Raw genomic sequence first — 17,654 nt, 5'->3', positions numbered from 1 at the left:
CCGCCCGCCGGGGCTCACGGTCCCTCATCCCGCCGTTCCCCGGAGCCGCGCACCAGCAGCCCGTCGTGCTCCTCGATCAGGCGCAGGGAGAGCTCCTTGTACCCGACCGCGTCGAACAGGACGGTGATCCGGTCCGGCTCCGCGCCCATCACGATCCCGTGGCCCCACGCGCGGTGGGTGACCGGGGTCTGGATCGCCCAGCCGTGCGGGGTGGCGGCGGACCGCTCCGCGGCCTCGGCGGCGGAGCCGGTCTCCGCGCAGGTGTCGCAGTTGCCGCACCAGCCGTCGGTCTCCTCGCCGAAGTAGTGGAGCAGCCAGTCCCGCCGGCACCCGTCCGTCTCGGCGTAGCCCCGCATCATGTCGATCCGCGAGCGGTCGATCCGGTGCTGGGCCTCGGCCTCCGCGAGCGCGGCGGCGACGGCGTCCTCCGGCGCGACCCCGTCCACGGCCCGGTAGCCCTCGGGCCGGGCCAGCACGCCGCCGCTGTGCTCGAGGAGGTGCAGGGCCCGGGCCTGGGCCCGGGGGCCCAGGCCCGTGTGCTCGCGCAGCTCGCGGGCCCGGACCGGCCCGTGCCGGCGGACCGCGCGGAGGACCTCCTCGAGGTCCGCCGGCTCGGGGGCGGCGCCGGCGAAGTACTGCTGGAGCCCCAGGTCCTCGGAGCGGTAGTGCAGCACGGCGAGGGCCGGCTTCCCGTCCCGGCCGGCCCGGCCGATCTCCTGGTAGTAGCTGTCCAGGGAGTCGGGGATGTCCGCGTGCACCACGAAGCGCACGTCCGGCTTGTCGATGCCCATCCCGAAGGCGGTGGTGGCCACCACCACGTCCAGCTCGTCGCCGTGGAACCGGGCGTGCACCTCGTCCCGCTCGGACCTCCGGCGTCCCGCGTGGTAGGCCTCGGCGCGCACGCCGCGCCGGACCAGCTCGGCGGCGTAGTCCTCCGTCTCCCGGCGGGTGGCGACGTAGACCAGCCCCGGGCCGGCGAGCCCGGAGACCTCGTCGAGCACCGCCCGGCGCTTGTCGGAGGCCTGGTGGTGGCGCACCACCCGCAGCTCGATGTTGGGCCGGTCGAAGCTGTGCACCAGGACCAGGGGGTCGCGCAGGCCCAGCCGGTCGACGATCTCGGCCCGGGTGTGCGGGGACGCGGTGGCGGTCAGGGCCACGACGGCCGGGCGGCCCAGCCGCTGCACCGCCTCCTGCAGCACGAGGTAGTCGGGGCGGAAGTCGTGGCCCCACGAGGAGATGCAGTGCGCCTCGTCCACCACGAACAGGGACGGCGGATGCGCGGCGAGCCGGTCGGTGATCTCCTCCCGGGCGAGCTGCTCGGGGGCGAGGAAGAGGAACTTCGCGTCCCCGCGCGCCACGGCGTCCCAGGCGGCGCGCTCGCGCCGCACCCCCACCGCGGAGTTCACCGCGAAGGCGACCTCCGCCCCGAGGTCCTCGTTGATCGCCTCGACCTGGTCGTGCTGGAGGGCGATCAGCGGGGACACCACCACGGCGGTCCCGGGCAGGGCGGCACCCGGCACCTGGTAGATCGCGGACTTGCCGTGGCCGGTGGGCATCACCGCCAGGACGTCGCGGCCGGCCGCCGCCGCCACCATCGCCTCGAGCTGGCCCTCGCGGAACTCCTCGATGCCGAAGCGGGACGCGGCGACCTCCCGGAGCCGTTCCGCGGAGACCGGTGCGGCGCGCCGGCCCGCGCCCGTGGCGGCACCCACCGGCTCAGCGGGGGATCCGGGCGAGGACGGTCGCGGGCCCGTGCCCGTCCTCGTCGCTCAGGTCCCGGCTGGTGCTCATGGTGCCGCTCCCGTCCACCGCCGCCCCTCGCGGGGGCGTCTCCTCACGGCAAGGGTAGGCACCGGATCCGGGAATCACCACGGCGGGCCCGTGTGGGGTCCGGGGCCGGGCTGCCGGGGGCGCAGAATGGGACCCGTGGAAATCATCGTCATCGCCGCCCTCGCGATCCTCGTGGGCTCGGTCCTGCAGCGCGTCTCGGGCACGGGGGTCGGCCTCGTCGTGGCCCCGACCCTCGCCCTGCTGCTGGGCCCCGCCACGGGCGTGCTCGTGACCAACGCGACGACGACCGTCTCCGGCTTCCTCATCATGCTCTCGGTGTGGCGCCACGTGGACTGGCGGCGGTTCGCCCTCATCGCCCCGGCCGCGGCGGTGGGCGCCGTGCCGGCGGCGCTCGTGGTCCGCGAGCTGCCCGCCGCCTGGCTGCAGGTGCTGGTGGGCGGCGTGGTGCTGCTGGCCCTCACCACCATGTTCGGGCTCCCCCGCCTGCCCGAGTGGCCGGGGCGGCTGCCCACGGTGCTCGCCGGGGCGATCGGGGGGTTCTTCAACACCACGGCGGGGGTGGCCGGACCGGTCATGGTGATCCACTCCCGGCTGGCCCGCTGGGAGCAGCGCTCCTTCGCCGCGACCCTGCAGCCGGTGTTCATGACGATGGGCGCCCTGTCGGTGCTCACCAAGACCCTGCTGGGGGCGGCGGGGACCGGCGGGATGCCGCCGTGGTGGGTGGCCCCCGGCGTGGTCCTCACGGTGGTGCTGGGCGTGCGGATCGGCGGGGTCGTCGCCCGCCGCGTGCCCCTGAGCACGGCGCGCACGGTCGCGCTGGTCCTCGCGGGGCTGGGCGGGGCGATCACGCTGGTGCGCGGGCTGCTGGGCGTGCTCTGAGCCCGGCCGCCCCTCAGCCCTCGCGGGCCCGGCGCGTCGCGGCGTCGTTGGCCTTCCGGATCGCGTCGACGAGCTCCTTCTTGGTCATGTAGGAGCGCCCCTCCACGTCGAGCCGCTTCGCCACCTCGTAGAGATGCTCCTTCGAGGAGTTCGCGTCGACCCCGCCGGCGGTCTCCGCGCGGGAGTCGCGGCCGCCCGCGGCGTGCTCGTCGGAGGGCCCGTACTCCTCCTTGCCCTCCCAGTGGTCGCCGACCTTCTCGTGGGTGTGCTTGAGCGCGCTGTAGGCCGTGCGCGCCGCGCGCTCCTCGTCGCCGTACTCCTCGAGCGCGGAGTCGTAGGTCTTGGCGAACGTGTCCTGCGCCTTCTGCCCCGAGCGCTGCAGGGTGGAGGGCAGTTCGCTCTTCTTGGCGTGGTCGTCCTTGCCGGTCTTGGGCACGAGGTGCTCCTTCCGTAGGGGTGTGGGGGGGCGCGGCTCAGAAGACGGGCATGCCGCCGGTGACGCCGAGGACGGTGCCGCTGACGTAGCTGGCCTCGGCGGGGCTCGCGAGGAAGACGTAGGCGCCGGCCAGCTCGGCGGGCTGGCCGATCCGGCCCAGGGGCGTCTCCTTGCCCATGTTCGCGACCGCTCCGGGCTCCTTCGTGGCGGGTCCCAGCGGGGTCCACACCGGTCCGGGGGCGACCGCGTTGACGCGGATGCCCTCGGGCCCCAGCTCGGCGGCGAAGTTGGCGGTGACGTTGTTCAGCGCGGCCTTCGTGGCCGCGTAGTCGATCATCGACACGGACGGGTCGTAGGCCTGCACGGACGTGGTGTTGATGATGCAGTCCCCGCGGCCGAGGTGCGGCAGCGCCGCCCGGCTGATCCAGAGGGTGCCGTAGAGGTTGGTGCGCACGGCGCGCTCGAGGTCCTCCGTGGCGAGGCCCTTGAGCCCCGCCTCCCCGCGGGCCCAGTGGAAGCCCGCGTTGTTGACGACCACGTTGAGCCCGCCGAGGCCCTCGACCGCCCGGTCCACGATGTCCCGGCAGCTCTGCTCCTCGCGCACGTCGCCGGGGACCAGGACGGCGGTGCGGCCGGCCTTCTCGATCCACCCCGCCACGTCCTGGGCGTCCTCCTGCTCCTCGGGCAGGTAGTTGATCGCGACGTCGGCCCCCTCCCGCGCGAACGCGATGGCCACGGCGCGGCCGATCCCGGAGTCCCCTCCGGTGATGAGGGCCTTGAGCCCCTGGAGCCGGCCCCTGCCCTCCCAGGACGCCTCGCCGTGGTCGGGCACGGGGTCCATGGCGACGGTCAGCCCCGGGGGCGTCTGCTGCTGCTCGGGCATCCCGCCCTCGTCGTCGGCCATCGCGCGGGCGTGCTGGGAGACGGGTGCCTCGGGCATGTCGGACTCCTTCGATCAGGTTGCTTATCGTTTGCTTCTCCCACCCTAGGAGGACGGGCGCCCCCTTGTCTTCCCCCGGGGGTGCACAATCTTCCGCGCCGGCCGTGGACACCCCTCGACGCTCCTCGAGTTCCGTTGATAGGTTCGCGGCACGCACCCCACCGCGCACCGACGACCCGGGAGAGACCGCATGAGCCCCGACATGAAGCCCCGCAGCCGTCAGGTGACCGACGGCATCGACGCGACCGCCAGCCGCGGCATGCTCCGCGCCGTGGGCATGGGCGACGCCGACTGGGAGAAGCCCCAGATCGGCATCGCGAGCTCCTGGAACGAGATCACCCCCTGCAACCTCTCCCTGGACCGGCTCGCCCAGGGCTGCAAGGAGGGCGTCCACGCCGGCGGCGGCTACCCCCTCCAGTTCGGCACGATCTCGGTCTCGGACGGGATATCGATGGGCCACGTGGGGATGCACTTCTCGCTGGTCTCGCGCGAGGTCATCGCGGACTCCGTGGAGACGGTGATGCAGGCCGAGCGCCTCGACGGGTCCGTCCTGCTGGCGGGGTGCGACAAGTCCCTGCCGGGCATGCTCATGGCCGCCGCCCGCCTGGACCTGGCCTCGGTGTTCCTCTACGCGGGGACCATCGCCCCGGGGTGGGTGAAGCTCACCGACGGGACCGAGAAGGACGTCACCCTCATCGACGCGTTCGAGGCCGTGGGCGCGTGCAAGGCGGGCCTGATGGGCAGGACGGACCTCGACCGCATCGAGCGGGCCATCTGCCCGGGCGAGGGCGCCTGCGGCGGGATGTACACGGCCAACACGATGGCCTCCGTGGCCGAGGCCCTGGGCATGAGCCTGCCCGGCTCCGCGGCCCCGCCCTCGGCGGACCGGCGGCGCGACCAGTTCGCCCACCGCTCCGGGGAGGCCGTCGTCGAGATGCTCCGGCAGGGCATCACGGCCCGGGACGTCCTGACCAAGGAGGCCTTCGAGAACGCCGTCACCGTGCTCATGGCCCTCGGCGGGTCCACCAACGCCGTCCTGCACCTGCTGGCCATCGCCCACGAGGCGGAGGTGGAGCTCACCCTCGAGGACTTCAACCGGATCGGGGACCGTGTCCCGCACCTCGCGGACCTCAAGCCGTTCGGCCGGTACGTCATGAACGACGTCGACCGGCACGGCGGCATCCCGGTGGTCATGAAGGCCCTGCTCGACGCCGGACTGCTGCACGGGGACGCCCTCACCGTGACCGGCCGCACGGTGGCCGAGAACCTGGCCGCCCTGGACCCCGGGCCCCTGGACGGCGACGTGATCCGCACGCTCGACAACCCGATCCACCGCACGGGCGGGATCACCGTCCTGCACGGCTCCCTGGCGCCGGAGGGCGCGGTGGTGAAGTCCGCGGGCTTCGACGCCGAGGTCTTCGAGGGCCCGGCCCGCGTCTTCGAGCGCGAGCAGGCCGCGATGGACGCCCTGGAGGCCGGGGAGATCACGGCCGGGGACGTGCTCGTGATCCGCTACGAGGGCCCCAAGGGCGGCCCCGGCATGCGCGAGATGCTGGCCATCACCGGGGCGATCAAGGGCGCGGGCCTGGGCAAGGACGTCCTGCTGCTCACGGACGGCCGGTTCTCGGGCGGCACCACGGGTCTGTGCATCGGCCACATCGCGCCGGAGGCCGTCGACGCCGGACCGGTCGCGTTCCTGCGCGACGGCGACCGGATCAGGGTGGACCTGGCGGCCCGCTCCCTGGACCTGCTCGTGGACGCCGAGGAGCTGGCGCGGCGGCGCAGCGGCTGGGCCCCCCTGCGCCCGCAGTACGAGGGCGGCGTGCTGGGCAAGTACGTCAAGCTGGTGCACTCGGCGTCGCTGGGCGCCGTGACCGGCTGACCGGCCGGTTCCGCCGCCCCGCCGAACGGGACGCCCCGTGCACGCACCGGGCCCCGACCGTGTGCGGTCGGGGCCCGGTGCGTGCACGGGGACGAATCAGAGCGGGCCGCCCGCGGGGCGGTCGTCGATGCGCCGGGTGGCGGGGTCCACGCCCGGGTCCGCGTCGACGGTGCCGTCGGCGAGCGTCTCGTCCACGGGCGGGATCGGCGGGACCTCCCCGGTCACGGCCTCCCCGGGAGCCCCCGGCGCCACCGGTGCCGCCGGTGCGACCGGCGCCGCCGGGGGTGCGGTCGACTCGAAGGTCACCGGCTCCGTGTCCGGGCCGGAGTCCTTCTTCTTCGCCGCGGCCGCGACCCCGGCGGCGGCGACCCCGGCCGCGGCGACGCCCGCGGCGACCGCCTTGCCCGACACCCCGGCCTTGCCGTCGTCACCGCGGGAGGCCGCGGCGTGCTCCACGCCGGGCGTGCCGACCGGGGCGCCCTCGTTCACGGAGCCCCGCCAGGCGCCGGTCGCGTAGCCCTCGGCCTCGATGAACTTCTTGAACCGCTCGAGGTCGCCCTCGGCCTGGTTCTCGACCACGTTGAGCTTGTCGCCGACCTTCTCCACGAGGCCCTCGGGCTCGTACTCGAGGACCAGGTGCACCTCGGTCCGCCCGTTGCCCGCGTCGCGGAACGTCACGGTGCCGGCGTTGGTGGCGCCCTCGGTGGCGGCCCAGGAGACCCGGCTGTCGGGGACCTGCTCCACGATCTTCGCCTCCCACTGCCGGCGTACGCCGCCGAGCTCGGCGACCCACTCGAGGCGGTCGGCGCCGAGCTGGGTCACGCTCTGCACGCCGTTCATGAAGTGGGGGAAGTCCTCGAACTGGGTCCACTGGTTGTACACGGTGCTCAGCGGCACGTCGACCACGACGTTCTTCTCGACCTTGGTGCTCATGGCATCTCCTTCGATCCGTCTCGACGATCAGGGGCGGCGAAGCGTCGCCGATTCGCCAGTGTGCTTACGATACCGCTGGGCCCGCGGTGTGACCAGGGGTCGGCGCCCCGGGCCGGCACCGGCCCGGGGCACCCCACGGAGGACTATGGACTTGACGTGGGCGGACGGGGAGAATTGCCGCACGACCTGCGGGGGGCTCGACATGGCGAATCTCGAGACAGAATTCCGGACACTGGTGTCCGTCCAGGACGCGCGGGCAGCTGATGCCGTCGAGGGACACCTGGCGTGGGGACGCCTGGTGGACAGCGACTACGTGCTGGTGCACGGGCCGCCGGACTGGCTGGGACGGGACGTCGACCCCGAGGTGCTGATCGCCCGGGTCGCATCGGGGCGGACCGACGAGGTCGAGCGGATCAGGATCGCCCGGATCCAGCTGCACGGCGTCCTGCGCGACCCCGCGTCCGAGATGACGGGCATCCGGCTCGACCACCCGTCCGGGTGCCCGGCCCAGGGCCCACCGGACGGCGCGGGCTCCGAGCGCCGGCTCGCCACGGGCGCCGAACTGTGCTCGGCCGTGGACACGGTGCTGGGCCCGGCCCCGGCCGAGGAGGCCCCGGACAGCACCGAGGAGGCACTGCGACCCGTGGTGGCGTGGGAGGAGATCCGGCGCCACTCGATCGTCGAGGACTGCCGGCTGCCTGCTCCTCCCGTCGAGCGGATGTGGATCTGCACCGTCTTCGGCAGGTCCGTGTGCAGCTGAGCGGGACCCGATGAGATCCCGGAGGCACCCCTCGCGCCTGGCCGTGGACCTCGTCGCGGTACCGGTGCTGTGGGGCATCGAGCTCCAGATCACGTGGGACCGCACGGCGGAGCCGGACGCGACCGCCACCTGGGTGGTCGTCCTCACGGCGGCGCTGCTGTACCTGCCCCTGTTCTGGCGCCGGCGCCGGCCCCTGACGGTGCTGGCCCTGGTGTCGCTGGGCGCCGTGGCCGTCCCCCTGCTCGGCTTCGCGTTCCACCCCGTCTTCTGCGTCTGGCTGGCCCTCTTCGCGGCGGCCGCGCACTGCTCGGAACGCAACGCCCTCCTCGGCCTGGCGCTCGCGTTCCTGCCGGTCGCCACGAGCGTGCAGGCCACCGTCCGGGACACTCCCGACCCGTCGATGCGGGTGGCCGCGTTCGTCGTCGCCGCGCTGTTCCTCACCGTGGCCCACGTGGGCGTCTTCGGCGTGGGCCGGTGGGTCCGCTGGAGCGTGGCCCAGCGGGCGCTCGTGGCCCGGCTGGCCGCCGCCCGGGCCGAGGCCGAGGAGCGCCAGCGCATCGCCCGCGAGCTGCACGACGTCGTGGCCCACGCGGTGAGCCTCATGGTGCTGCAGGCCGGAGGGGCCGAGCGCGTGATGGACCGGGACCCGGAGCGGGCGCGGGCGGCGCTGCGGCAGGTCGACGAGCTCGGGGAGCAGGCCGTCACGGAGCTGCGGCGCATGCTCGGTCTGCTCTCCCCGGCGCCGTCCGCGGCGGCGCAGACCGCGCCGGAGCCGGTGGGCCTGCAGCGCCTGGACGGCCTGCTCGACCACCTGCGCACCGCGGGCCGTGAGGTGGAGCTCTGCGTGGCGGGCGAGCCCGGGGCCCTGGAGCCGGCGGTGGACGAGGCCGCGTACCGGATCGCGCAGGAGGCGCTGACCAACGCGGTCAAGCACGCCGCCCCGGACCGCCCGGTCCGGGTCGCCCTCGACTGGGGCCCCCGGGACGTCGAGCTCTCCGTCCGCACGGACGGCGCCGGGGCCCGGGGCCGGCTCTCCGCGCGGCTGTCGACCGGGCACGGGGTGCGGGGGATGGCGGAGCGGGCCCGGGCGGTGGGCGGCGAGGCGACGGCCGGGCCCGATCCGCACGGGGGGTACCTGGTGTCCGCGCGGCTGCCCGTCCGGCCGCCCGGCCCGGGCGACGCCGCGGCGCAGGACGCCGCGGCGACCACGGCGGCCACCGGCCGCGGGGAGGGCACCGGATGACACGGGGCGCGGAACCCGCACCCGTCCGGGTGCTCCTGGTGGACGACGAGGCGATGGTGCGCTCCGGGCTGGCCATGCTCCTCACGGCCGAGCCGGACCTGATCGTCGTCGGGGAGGCCGCCGACGGCGCGGAGGCCGTCGAGGAGACCGCGCGGCTGCAGCCGGACGTGGTGGTCATGGACGTGCGGATGCCCGGCACGGACGGGGTGGCCGCCACCCGGGTGCTCACCTCCGACGCGTTCCTGGACCGGGTGCCGAACGTCCCCGCCGTCCTGGTGCTGACGACCTTCGACGAGGACGCCGCCGTCCACGCCGCCCTCCGGGCGGGCGCCTCCGGCTTCATCCTCAAGAGCTCCGCGCCGAAGGTCCTGGCGGACGCCGTCCGCTCGCTGGCCCGCGGCGGGGGCTGGCTGGACCCGGACGTGACCCGCAGGCTCCTGACCGAGTTCGGCCGCGGGCCCGACCCCTCCGCCCCGCCGCCGGAGCGGCTGCAGCAGCTGACCCGGCGGGAGCGCGAGGTCCTGGTCGCCGTCGCCCACGGCCTGACGAACTCGGAGATCGCCCGGCGCCTGTTCCTCAGCGAGGCGACCGTGAAGACCCACGTCCACCGGATCTTCCTGAAGCTGGGCGTCAGCGAGCGCGCCCAGGCAGTCACGGCGGCGTTCAAGAGCGGGCTCGTCAAGCCCACCGACCGCTTCTGATCCCTGCGCGTACCACCCCGGTTGTACGCCGGAGTTCACCTCCCGGGTGGACGCCGGGCGGTGCCCCCCACTGCGACCCTGGTCCTGTCGGTTCGAGAAGTTCCCCTCCGGACCCCGGGCAGGAACCGCCGGCACCCACGAAATCTCTGTCCCGCAGGAGACCCCAAATGTCCATCGAAACCAGCACGACCGCAGCCCCGCAGCCGGCCGGCGCCCGCCGCCACGCCCGCAAGGCGGTGCTGTCCCTGGCCTCCCTGACCCTGGCCGCAGGCGCACTGCCGCTGCTGGGCGCCCCGGCCCAGGCAGCCCCGGCCCAGGCCGCCTCTACGCAGTCCTCGGTGCTCGAGACGGCGTCGCACAAGCCCCACCAGAAGCACTGCTCGGTCGACGCCTACAAGCCGTCCTGGACGTGGCACCACGGGAAGAAGTACGTCAAGTACCCGTTCCACGTGAAGTGCCACAAGGGCTACAAGGTGGAGGTCAAGCAGTACTACTACGCGGTGGACAAGCACGACCACCACTACTACACCGGCGGCCACCACGACTACTACTGGGGCGGCTCCTGGGGCGGCGGGCACTGGAAGCACCTGGACCACCACGACGCCAAGAAGGTCTACCACGTGGTCAAGTACCGCTACTACGACGGCAAGCACTGGTCTCCCTGGTACCAGGAGACCAGCCACTGGACCGGTCTCGGCCACTGACCGGACGGCACCGGGGGCCGGCCGGACACCGGACGACCCCCGGACCGCTCCTCCTCCCGACGCCCCCGAGGCCGTCCCCCGGCACTGCGCGCGGGGGACGGCCTCCCGACACCACAAGAGCCGATCATGGACCTCACCCATCAGCACCCCGCCGCCAGGGCCTGGGACCTCGCTCCCGGCGACACGTTCCACGGGCGCACCATCACGGCCGTCCGCGGCGTGGTGGGACTCGCCCTCAGCCCGGTGGCCGTCATCTCCTTCACGGAGGACGACCGGGAGCACCGCGCCCAGGCCCGGATCGGCGCCGCCCACTGCGAGACGCACCAGCACTACGACGACATCATGCTCAGCGCCCGCGCGTGGGTCCGCACCCACGGCCTGCACGAGGGGGACGCCGTGGACCTGGACCGGCTGCGCGCCGAGGTCATGGGCGCGGCCGCCCGGAACTGACCCCGCCCCTCCCCGGGACCTCGTCCCCCGCGAGCAGCGGCGCCACCCGGTACGGGATGACCGTGCGCAGGAACATGCTCGTGGAGGTCCGCAGGATGCCCGGGCACAGCCGGATCTCCTCGGAGACCCGGTAGAGGTCCTCGGGGTCCTTCGCGACCACCCGGCACAGCAGGTCCGTCTGCCCCGCGGGGGCGAACACCTCGATGACCTGCGGGATCGCCTGCAGTCCCGCGATCGCCTCGTCGAGCTGGTGCTGGTCGAGCTCCACGGCCACACTCGCGGCCAGGCCGTAGCCGAGCGCCGCGGGCGTCACCCGGGTGCTGTGCGGGCGCAGCGCCGGGCTCGCGCGGTAGCGCTCCAGCCGGGCGTGGATCGTCCCGCGCGCCAGGCCGGTGCGCTGGGCCAGGGCCAGCACCGTCATCCGCGGGTCCTCGTCCAGCGCCGCCAGGATCCTCCGGTCCGTCGCGTCCAGCGGACCCACTGCCGCCCCGCCGTTCGTCATGCTGATCACCGCAGCCCCACTTCCCCGACTCGATCTGGTCGATCTGACCGGTTCCAGAGTAGACGTTTGCGCACAGTGCCGACCAGGGTGTCGAATGATGGTCATACGATGCGCCACCTGACCCGGTTCGGCGCATCCCGGCCGGCGCCGGTCGCCCACGAAGCGTCCCGCGTCCCGCGCTGCCCGGCACCCCGCGGCGGCAGAGGCCCCCTTCCGGCCCGCGGGAGCTCCTCGGAGCTCCCGCGGGCCGAGTGCTTCCCCGGACAGGAGCGCCGGACAGCGGCGGCGGACAGGTGCGGCAGACAGCAGCGGCGGGCGCCGCCGCCGGTCAGCGCCGCCGGTCAGCGCCGCCGGACCGTCGACCGGCGGCAGGCGAGGAAGCTCGCCACGAGGTCCCAGACGGTGATGACCACCACGAGCGCGACCCCGATCTGGGCGAACTCCTCGCCCACCCAGCCGCGCTCGCGGAAGACCGGGTTCACCACGGACTCGGTGCGCAGCACGGTGATGAGCAGCGCGGCCATGGCGAGGTCCAGGACGGCGCCGACCCCGAACAGCGCCCAGGACCAGCGGCGGCGGAAGAAGCGCAGCAGCTCCCACCCCCAGGCCAGCAGCACGATCCCCAGGTAGAGCGGCACCCAGGGCGTCCACACGGCGGGGTCGAGCAGGGGCTCGCCGGCGAGCGGGCCCTCACGGAGCAGCGGCCGCGAGAGCAGGAACGGCGCGGCGAAGGCCAGGCCCAGGGCGATGGTGGCCCAGACCAGCTCCCCCACGGTCGAGTCCCGCTCCGGGCGCGGCGGCGGCAGCTGCTCGACCGTCCAGCGCGGGGGCGCCTCCCCCGCCGCCCCGGTCTCCCCCCGGGCGCCGCGCTCCACCGCCTCCGCGACCTCCGTGCGCTCCACCACGGCGAAGACGACGACGGCGATGCCCGCCCCCATGAGCGCCCCCTGGATCGCGGCACCGACCGCGGGGGCGAGCGAGAGCACGAGGTAGGTGACCAGGTCCTCGCGCCCCGCCTCCCCGAAGAGCCGGCCGATCAGGGTGAGCCCGCCGAAGAGGCCGGCCAGGACGGGCACCAGGACCTTCAGCAGCTCGAGGAAGTCGTGGTAGTGCTCGGGCCCGATCAGGTGCCGCGGGCCGGGGCCGTAGTGCTCGGCCAGCAGGGCCGGGTCGCCGAGCTCCTCGAGGGCGCGGCGCTCCGCCTCGGCCGGCGGCAGACCGCGCGCCACGCCGTCGTCGACCATGTCGGCGACGGTGCCCCGCAGCTCCCGGGACACGTCCTCGCGGGCTCGGGGCGGCAGGCGCCGGGCGACCTCGTGGAGATAGCTCTCGGTGCGCGGGGGGAGGGTGCTGGCGGACATGGCGATCAGTCCTCGGGGCGAGTGGGGCGGGCGAGGGTGGACAGGGCGGCGTGCAGCCGGAGCCGCTCGGCCTCGAGGGCGTCCCGGACGCGGACCCCGGGACCGGTGATCCGGTAGAACTTGCGGGGCCGGGACTCGTCGGTGTTCCAGTCGCTCTCGAGCAGGCCCTGCGCCTCGAGCCGGCGCAGCAGCGGGTAGAGCGTGTTGGCCTCGACGTCGAGCCCCGCGTCCCCGAGGGTCCGGAGCAGGGCGTAGCCGTAGCGGGGCTCGTCCAGGACGAGCAGGCAGGCCAGGACCACCGTGCCGCGGCGCAGCTCCTGGAAGTGGGAGGCCACGATCGGGTCGCTCGGTTCAGCCGCCATAGTCACACGATAGTGTGTGCCGCACACTAATGGAAGAGCCGCCCACCCGACGCCCCGGCCCTCGTCGCCGGCGGGCGGCGCTCAGTCGTCCCAGCCCTCCTGCGGCGTGGCACAGGACTCCCGGAAGACGTACTGGGAGATCCGGCGCCGCTCCCGGCTGGACCAGTCGATGGCCGGGCGGCGGTGCTCCTCGGGGACGTAGCCCAGCCGGTAGACGGCCATGAGCTCGAGGTCCTCGGGCACGTCCAGGAGGTCCACGACCTCGGCCCACCGGGCGGGGGCCTCCATGGGGAAGGAGATGAACTGGATGCCCATGCCGAGCTCCACGGTGGTCAGCCAGAGGTTCTCCATGGCCGCGCCCATCGAGAACAGCGAGTAGAACCCGGACAGCTCCCCGGGCCGGTACTCGCGGCGGTCGAGCATCACGCCGATCAGCAGCGGGGACCCCGCCACGAGCTTGTGGTTCTCCGCGCCGAGGGTCTGGGGCACCCGCAGCCGGTTCATCATCGCCTGCCCGCCCGGGGTGAACGCCTTCTTGGTGAAGGGGCGCAGCACCGCGGGCAGCTTGTCGAAGAGCATCCCGAAGCGCTGCTCCTCCATCTCCTGCCTGCTGAAGTGGAAGTAGCGCTTGTACCGGTCGAAGAAGCTCCCCTCGGCCATCACCTGCGTCATCGAGTCGGCGCTGATCCGGGCGATCCGGTCGATGGTCCCCCGGTCCTCGATCAGCACGAAGCGCCACGGCTGGCTGTTGAACTGGGAGGGTGCGGCCGCGGCCGTCCGCAGCAGCAGTTTCTGATGGTCCGGGGACACCCGGTCCGGCAGGAACGGGCCGTTGGTGGTGCGGCGGTTGAAGACGACGTCGAGGAACTCCATGTGCTCTCCGGTCAGGTCGGGCGGCTCAGTCCGCGCGGGCGGCGCGGGCTCGGATCAGGGCGGTGGCGTAGAACGGCGCCGCGGACAGCGCCGCGAGCGCGTGGCGGCGCGGGTGCCCCTGGGCGGGCGTGCCGAGGTGCGGCAGGGCGGCCAGGGGCAGCAGCGCCGGCGCCAGGGCCCGGCCCGCCGCGCGCCCGGAGGCGGAGGAGGAGCCGGCGGCGAGGACCGCGGCCAGCGCCGTCGTCGTGGTGGTGGCGATGTAGAGGGCGTGGTGGATCCAGCGGAACCGGCCCGTGCGCACGATCCCGGCGCCGACGGACGCCCCCAGGGCGGCGTTGGCGGCCCAGCACGCGCTCGCGAGGCCGATCCACGGGCCGGGTCGCGAGCCCACGGCGTGCACGGTGTGTCCCACGCGGTCCCCTCCTGCCCTCCGGTCCTGCCCGGCACCGGCCGGGAGCCCCAGTCTAGTGACGGCACCGCGCGCCGCTCCCGGCCCGCCGTGCTCCTTGGCGGATCGTGTCGGCCCGCGGAGAATGGGCAGATGCCCTCCGTCCAGCCGCGCGCCCGGCCCGACCTCTCCCGGCGGGACGCCGAGCTGCGCGAGCTCATGGACGACCCCTGCTGCGACCTCGCCGCGCTGCGGCGCACCTACGCGCGCTTCGACGTGGTCAACTCCCTGGTCGCCGGGTGGGCCGCGACCTACCGGCGCCGGATCCGGCCCCTGGCCGTGCCCGGACGGCCGCTGACCCTCCTGGACGTCGGCGCCGGCGGCGGGGACGTGGCACGCGCCCTGGTCCGGTGGGCGCAGCGGGACGGGATCGACCTGCGGGTCACCGGCATCGACCCGGACGCCCGCGCCCACGAGTGGGCCTCGGCGCGGACCCGCCGCTGGTCGGCCCGGCACCCGCGGGCAGTGCCCCCGGTCTTCCGGCGGGTCACCAGCCGGGAGCTGGTCGCGGCCGGTGAGACGTTCGACGTGGTGGTCTCCAACCACCTGCTCCACCACCTGGACCCGGGGCCGGTGCGGGACCTCGCGGCGGACTCGGAGCACCTGGCCGGCCGGCTCGTGCTGCACAACGACCTCGTGCGCAGCCCGGCGGCCTACCGGCTGTACTCGGTGGGCGTGCTGCCCCTGGCCCCGGGCTCCTTCCTGCGCACCGACGGGCTGCGGTCCCTGCGCCGCGCCTACCTGCCCCACGAGCTGCGCGAGCTGACCGGTCCGGGCTGGGAGGTGCTCCCCGGTTCGTTCGGGCACCAGCAGCTGGTCCAGGACCGTTCACTCCCGGTTCACGTGCGTCCTCCACGCTGAGCGCGAGACCGACACGACGGGCCCGGCAGCGGCCCGGGAACGGAGCACCAGTGAAGATCGCGATCCTCGGCGGCGACGGCTTCTGCGGCTGGCCCGCGGCCCTGCACCTGTCCGCGCGCGGCCACGACGTGGTGGTGGTCGACAACTTCTCCCGCCGCGCCATCGACGTCCGGCTCGGGACGGAGTCGCTGACGCCCATCCGCGGCCTCGACGAGCGCCGCGCGGCCTGGCAGGAGCTGACGGGCCGGCGGATCGGCGCGGCCGAGATCGACCTCGCCGCCGACTACGAGGCGTTCCTCGACCTCCTGGTCATCGAGCGCCCGGACGCCGTGGTGCACTTCGCGGAGCAGCGGGCGGCGCCGTACTCCATGCGCACCCCGGCCACGAAGCGCTACACCGTGGACAACAACGTCGGCGCCACGCACAACGTGCTGTGCGCGGTCGTGGAGTCCGGGCTGGACGTCCACGTGGTGCACCTGGGCACCATGGGGGTCTACGGGTACGGCACCGCCGGGATGCGGATCCCGGAGGGCTACCTGGACGTGGAGGTCCCCGGACCGCACGGCACGGTCCCCCAGCAGATCCTCTACCCCTCCCACCCCGGTTCGCTGTACCACATGACCAAGGTCCTGGACCAGACCATGTTCGCGTTCTACGCCAGGAACGACCGCCTGCGGATCACCGACCTGCACCAGGGCATCGTCTGGGGCACCGGCACCGCGGAGACGGCGCTCGACGAGCGGCTCGTCACCCGCTTCGACTACGACGGCGACTACGGCACGGTGCTCAACCGCTTCCTCGTCCAGGCGGCGGTCGGCCACCCGCTGACCGTGCACGGCACCGGCGGGCAGACCCGGGCGTTCATCCACCTCCAGGACATGGTGCGGTGCGTGGAGCTGGCCCTGCTCCACCCCCCGGCGGCCGGCGACCGCGTGAAGATCTTCAACCAGATGACGGAGACCCACCGGGTCCGCGACCTCGCGGAGCTCGTGGCCGGACTCACCGGCGCCGAGGTGGAGATGGTCCCCAACCCCCGCCAGGAGTCCGCGGAGAACGACCTGCACGTCGACAACGACGCGTTCCTGGACCTCGGCCTGCGGCCCACCACCCTCTCGGAGGGACTGCTGCTCGAGGTCGAGCGGACCGCCGTGCGCTGGGCCCACCGCGTGGACCGCTCCCGCATCCCGGCGACGTCCGTGTGGAACTCCCGCCGGCGCCCGGGGATCCCGGCGCGGCCGGCCCGCTCCGCGGTCCCGTCCACGCCCGCGCCCATGTCCGCGGGCGCCTGAGCCGGCGGATGCGGATCGCGCTCTGGACGGACGTCTTCGCCCCGAACGTCGACGGGGTGGTGACGCGCCTGACGCGCACCCTGGACGAGCTCGGGGACCTCGGCCACGAGGTGCTCGTGCTCACGCCGGGGGATCCGCCCGGGCACTGGGGTCCGCACCGGGTGGTCAGGGCCCCGTCCGTGACGTTCCCCTGGTACCGGGACGTCCGGGGAGGCCTGCCGTCCCCGGACGTGGAGCGAGCCGTGTCGGCGTTCCACCCCGACGTGGTGCACGCCGTGAACCCGGTGTGGTTCGGCGCGTGGGGCGCGCTCTCCGCGCGGACGCGGGACCTGCCGCTGCTGGCGTCCTTCCACACCGACGTGCCGCAGTACATGAGCGTCTTCGGGCACGGGCTCGGCGTCCTGCGCCGGCCCGTGGAGCAGTGGATCCGCACGACCCACAACCTCGCCGAGGTCAACCTGTGCACGTCGGGACCCATGGTGGACCGGGCCGCGGCCCTGGGCGTGCGCCGCGTGGCGCTGTGGCCCAAGGGCGTGGACACCGTCCTGTTCCACCCCGCCAGGGCCTCCGCCGCGATGCGGTCGCGACTCACCGGCGGGCACCCCGGGGAGCGGCTGGTGCTCTCCGTGGGGAGGCTGTCGAGGGAGAAGAACGTGGCGGCGCTGCTCGAGCCGATCCGGCGGCTGCCGGGCACCCGGCTCGCCGTGGTGGGCGACGGTCCGCACCGGCCCGAGCTCGAACGGCGCTTCGCGGGCACCCCCACGGTCTTCCCGGGCCGGCTCGCCGGGGAGGAGCTGGCGGCCGCCTACGCCTCGGCGGACGTGCTCGCGTTCCCGTCCACCACCGAGACGCTGGGTCTCGTGGCCCTGGAGTCCCTGGCGAGCGGGGTGCCGGTGGTCGGCGCCCGGGCCGGCGGCATCCCGTTCGCGGTGGCAGACGGGCGGACCGGGCTGCTCGTGCCGCCCGGCGACGCGGACGCGCTCACCGCGGGCCTGGCCCGGCTGCTCGACGACGCGGCCCTGCGCGCGCGGATGGGCGCGGCCGGCCGGGCGGAGGCCGAGGGCCTCGGCTGGCGGGCCGCGACGGAGTTCCTCGTGGCCTGCTACGACGAGGCGGTCCGCCGGCACCGGAGCCGCCGGCCGCCGGCCCGGCACCCCCGCGGCTAGATACCCCAGGGGGTACTTGCGCTATACCCCCAGGGGTATTATCGTTGTGCTCAGGACGACGCGGGAACCCCCT

At 74.4% G+C, this 17,654-nt stretch carries 19 protein-coding genes; 10 read left to right on the top strand and 9 right to left on the bottom strand.

All coding sequences use genetic code 11. The annotated features are described in order from the left end of the window. Window positions 1-14 precede the first annotated feature (14 nt). Window positions 15-1,712 carry a RecQ family ATP-dependent DNA helicase gene (locus AC6CH6_RS15850; protein ID WP_498255842.1) on the bottom strand — a complete coding sequence of 566 codons (1,698 nt, stop codon included), beginning with the start codon at window positions 1,710-1,712 and terminating at the stop codon, window positions 15-17. 205 nt (window positions 1,713-1,917) lie between these two features. Between AC6CH6_RS15850 and AC6CH6_RS15845 the strand changes: the two genes are divergently transcribed. After that, window positions 1,918-2,670: a sulfite exporter TauE/SafE family protein gene (locus AC6CH6_RS15845; protein ID WP_133411036.1), complete on the top strand. Its 753-nt coding sequence runs from the start codon at window positions 1,918-1,920 to the stop codon at window positions 2,668-2,670. A gap of 13 nt (window positions 2,671-2,683) precedes the next feature. Here the strand turns inward: AC6CH6_RS15845 and AC6CH6_RS15840 are convergent, their stop codons facing one another. Next, the gene (locus AC6CH6_RS15840; protein WP_133411037.1) at window positions 2,684-3,106 is read right to left on the bottom strand and encodes a ChaB family protein; all 423 of its coding nucleotides are present in this window, start codon (window positions 3,104-3,106) and stop codon (window positions 2,684-2,686) included. Between the two features lie 37 nt (window positions 3,107-3,143). Beyond that, window positions 3,144-4,046, bottom strand: a complete 903-nt coding sequence (locus AC6CH6_RS15835) for an SDR family oxidoreductase (protein ID WP_498255841.1) — start codon at window positions 4,044-4,046, stop codon at window positions 3,144-3,146. A 190-nt stretch (window positions 4,047-4,236) separates the two neighbouring features. Here AC6CH6_RS15835 and ilvD point away from each other — a divergent pair, with 190 nt between their 5' ends. Further along, the gene (gene ilvD / locus AC6CH6_RS15830) at window positions 4,237-5,928 is read left to right on the top strand and encodes a dihydroxy-acid dehydratase (RefSeq protein ID WP_498255840.1); all 1,692 of its coding nucleotides are present in this window, start codon (window positions 4,237-4,239) and stop codon (window positions 5,926-5,928) included. Between the two features lie 96 nt (window positions 5,929-6,024). On the opposite strand, the gene AC6CH6_RS15825 is transcribed toward ilvD, so the two are convergent. Beyond that, window positions 6,025-6,861, bottom strand: a complete 837-nt coding sequence (locus AC6CH6_RS15825) for an SRPBCC family protein (protein ID WP_498255839.1) — start codon at window positions 6,859-6,861, stop codon at window positions 6,025-6,027. 202 nt (window positions 6,862-7,063) lie between these two features. On the opposite strand from AC6CH6_RS15825, the gene AC6CH6_RS15820 reads away from it, so the two are divergent. The 5 genes from AC6CH6_RS15820 to AC6CH6_RS15800 all read left to right on the top strand — a co-directional run bounded on the left by AC6CH6_RS15820 (window position 7,064) and on the right by AC6CH6_RS15800 (window position 10,719). Then, on the top strand, window positions 7,064-7,621 hold the full coding sequence (locus AC6CH6_RS15820; protein WP_498255838.1) for a hypothetical protein: 558 nt from the start codon (window positions 7,064-7,066) through the stop codon (window positions 7,619-7,621). Window positions 7,622-7,631: 10 nt separating this feature from the next. Further along, the gene (locus AC6CH6_RS15815) at window positions 7,632-8,864 is read left to right on the top strand and encodes a sensor histidine kinase (RefSeq protein ID WP_498255837.1); all 1,233 of its coding nucleotides are present in this window, start codon (window positions 7,632-7,634) and stop codon (window positions 8,862-8,864) included. Next, entirely contained in the window at window positions 8,861-9,565 is a 705-nt protein-coding gene (locus tag AC6CH6_RS15810; RefSeq protein ID WP_017834731.1) for a response regulator, read from the top strand. The genes AC6CH6_RS15815 and AC6CH6_RS15810 overlap by 4 nt, the downstream gene beginning before the upstream one ends. A 167-nt stretch (window positions 9,566-9,732) precedes the next feature. Beyond that, entirely contained in the window at window positions 9,733-10,269 is a 537-nt protein-coding gene (locus AC6CH6_RS15805) for a hypothetical protein (RefSeq protein ID WP_498255836.1), read from the top strand. 126 nt (window positions 10,270-10,395) lie between these two features. Continuing rightward, window positions 10,396-10,719 (top strand): hypothetical protein, encoded by a 324-nt coding sequence (locus AC6CH6_RS15800; protein ID WP_017834729.1) that lies wholly within the window; start codon window positions 10,396-10,398, stop codon window positions 10,717-10,719. Here the strand turns inward: AC6CH6_RS15800 and AC6CH6_RS15795 are convergent. The 5 genes from AC6CH6_RS15795 to AC6CH6_RS15775 form a co-directional block, all read right to left on the bottom strand. Further along, complete coding sequence (locus AC6CH6_RS15795; protein WP_498255950.1) at window positions 10,694-11,221, bottom strand: Lrp/AsnC family transcriptional regulator; 528 nt, start codon at window positions 11,219-11,221, stop codon at window positions 10,694-10,696. The genes AC6CH6_RS15800 and AC6CH6_RS15795 overlap by 26 nt on opposite strands. Window positions 11,222-11,562: 341 nt before the next feature. Then, window positions 11,563-12,582 (bottom strand): permease prefix domain 1-containing protein, encoded by a 1,020-nt coding sequence (locus tag AC6CH6_RS15790; protein ID WP_498255835.1) that lies wholly within the window; start codon window positions 12,580-12,582, stop codon window positions 11,563-11,565. Window positions 12,583-12,587: 5 nt separating this feature from the next. Further along, entirely contained in the window at window positions 12,588-12,944 is a 357-nt protein-coding gene (locus tag AC6CH6_RS15785) for a PadR family transcriptional regulator (RefSeq protein ID WP_165440240.1), read from the bottom strand. 81 nt (window positions 12,945-13,025) lie between these two features. Further along, window positions 13,026-13,817, bottom strand: coding sequence for a nitroreductase family protein (locus AC6CH6_RS15780; protein ID WP_498255834.1), 792 nt, complete (start codon window positions 13,815-13,817; stop codon window positions 13,026-13,028). A gap of 25 nt (window positions 13,818-13,842) precedes the next feature. Further along, window positions 13,843-14,229: a hypothetical protein gene (locus AC6CH6_RS15775; protein WP_498255833.1), complete on the bottom strand. Its 387-nt coding sequence runs from the start codon at window positions 14,227-14,229 to the stop codon at window positions 13,843-13,845. A gap of 129 nt (window positions 14,230-14,358) precedes the next feature. Here AC6CH6_RS15775 and AC6CH6_RS15770 point away from each other — a divergent pair, with 129 nt between their 5' ends. From AC6CH6_RS15770 to AC6CH6_RS15760, 3 genes are read left to right on the top strand one after another with little or no spacing between them, the layout of a single operon-like run. Beyond that, window positions 14,359-15,126: a methyltransferase domain-containing protein gene (locus AC6CH6_RS15770; RefSeq protein WP_498255832.1), complete on the top strand. Its 768-nt coding sequence runs from the start codon at window positions 14,359-14,361 to the stop codon at window positions 15,124-15,126. Window positions 15,127-15,176: 50 nt separating this feature from the next. After that, entirely contained in the window at window positions 15,177-16,415 is a 1,239-nt protein-coding gene (locus AC6CH6_RS15765; RefSeq protein ID WP_498255831.1) for an NAD-dependent epimerase/dehydratase family protein, read from the top strand. Window positions 16,416-16,423: 8 nt separating this feature from the next. Further along, a complete protein-coding gene (locus tag AC6CH6_RS15760; protein WP_498255830.1) occupies window positions 16,424-17,581 on the top strand; it encodes a glycosyltransferase in 1,158 nt (385 codons plus the stop codon). The last annotated feature ends 73 nt before the right edge of the window (window positions 17,582-17,654 follow it).

It is taken from the genome of Kocuria sp. GQ42, assembly GCF_059758435.1.
Note: the sequence above shows the minus strand (reverse complement) of the source record. Positions and strands in the feature narration are given on the sequence as shown.

What these genes read in the sequence shown, in the direction of transcription:
- AC6CH6_RS15845 (WP_133411036.1), top strand. Translation starts at nt 1,918, where the DNA reads ATGGGACCCGTGGAAATCATCGTCATCGCCGCCCTCGCGATCCTCGTG.
- AC6CH6_RS15835 (WP_498255841.1), bottom strand. Translation starts at nt 4,046, where the DNA reads ATGCCCGAGGCACCCGTCTCCCAGCACGCCCGCGCGATGGCCGACGAC.
- ilvD (WP_498255840.1), top strand. Translation starts at nt 4,237, where the DNA reads ATGAGCCCCGACATGAAGCCCCGCAGCCGTCAGGTGACCGACGGCATC.
- AC6CH6_RS15825 (WP_498255839.1), bottom strand. Translation starts at nt 6,861, where the DNA reads ATGAGCACCAAGGTCGAGAAGAACGTCGTGGTCGACGTGCCGCTGAGC.
- AC6CH6_RS15820 (WP_498255838.1), top strand. Translation starts at nt 7,064, where the DNA reads ATGGCGAATCTCGAGACAGAATTCCGGACACTGGTGTCCGTCCAGGAC.
- AC6CH6_RS15815 (WP_498255837.1), top strand. Translation starts at nt 7,632, where the DNA reads ATGAGATCCCGGAGGCACCCCTCGCGCCTGGCCGTGGACCTCGTCGCG.
- AC6CH6_RS15810 (WP_017834731.1), top strand. Translation starts at nt 8,861, where the DNA reads ATGACACGGGGCGCGGAACCCGCACCCGTCCGGGTGCTCCTGGTGGAC.
- AC6CH6_RS15805 (WP_498255836.1), top strand. Translation starts at nt 9,733, where the DNA reads ATGTCCATCGAAACCAGCACGACCGCAGCCCCGCAGCCGGCCGGCGCC.
- AC6CH6_RS15800 (WP_017834729.1), top strand. Translation starts at nt 10,396, where the DNA reads ATGGACCTCACCCATCAGCACCCCGCCGCCAGGGCCTGGGACCTCGCT.
- AC6CH6_RS15795 (WP_498255950.1), bottom strand. Translation starts at nt 11,221, where the DNA reads ATGACGAACGGCGGGGCGGCAGTGGGTCCGCTGGACGCGACGGACCGG.
- AC6CH6_RS15790 (WP_498255835.1), bottom strand. Translation starts at nt 12,582, where the DNA reads ATGTCCGCCAGCACCCTCCCCCCGCGCACCGAGAGCTATCTCCACGAG.
- AC6CH6_RS15785 (WP_165440240.1), bottom strand. Translation starts at nt 12,944, where the DNA reads ATGGCGGCTGAACCGAGCGACCCGATCGTGGCCTCCCACTTCCAGGAG.
- AC6CH6_RS15780 (WP_498255834.1), bottom strand. Translation starts at nt 13,817, where the DNA reads ATGGAGTTCCTCGACGTCGTCTTCAACCGCCGCACCACCAACGGCCCG.
- AC6CH6_RS15770 (WP_498255832.1), top strand. Translation starts at nt 14,359, where the DNA reads ATGCCCTCCGTCCAGCCGCGCGCCCGGCCCGACCTCTCCCGGCGGGAC.
- AC6CH6_RS15760 (WP_498255830.1), top strand. Translation starts at nt 16,424, where the DNA reads ATGCGGATCGCGCTCTGGACGGACGTCTTCGCCCCGAACGTCGACGGG.